The sequence below is a fragment of the Oleiphilus sp. HI0066 genome, from assembly GCF_001635725.1.
On record NZ_LWFH01000481.1, the window covers coordinates 1 to 563 of the forward strand.

A 563-nucleotide genomic window follows, 5' to 3' on the forward strand; every position below is an offset into this window, starting at 1 on the left:
AAGCAGAGTCAGGGCGCTATCATTTGTTTGTTTCGCTTGCATGTCCTTGGGCGCACAGAACGCTTGTCTTTCGTGCTTTGAAAGGCTTGGAAGATGTTATTTCTGTTTCGATAGTAAAGCCTGAGATGTTATCTCAGGGCTGGGAGTTTCAAGGTGGCGATCTTCCAGACGGCATGAATGGATTGACATATATGCATCAAGTTTATACTTCAGTTCAACCTAATTACTCTGGTCGTGTCACTGTTCCGGTGCTCTATGATAAGAAATCTCGGCAGATTGTCAGTAACGAGTCCTCAGAAATTATTCGAATGCTCAATACGGCTTTTAATGATTTTGCTTCTGATGATGTGGATTACTATCCGGAGTCTAAGCGACAAATCATCGATGAACTAAATGCAGATGTGTACGAGAATATTAATAACGGTGTGTATAAAACTGGATTTGCGACCACACAAGCAGCCTATGAGAAAAACTTCGAAGCCTTGTTTGAGGCTTTAGGTCGTATGGAGGTGCGCTTGTCTGAATCTCGGTATTTGGCTGGTGATACCTTAACCGAAGCAGAC

1 protein-coding gene is annotated in these 563 nt (G+C 43.0%); it reads left to right on the forward strand.

The features are described 5' to 3' along the window. Nucleotides 1-563, forward strand: a 563-nt coding sequence (locus tag A3738_RS06835; RefSeq protein ID WP_231876556.1) for a glutathione binding-like protein, incomplete at both ends; no start/stop codon positions are given.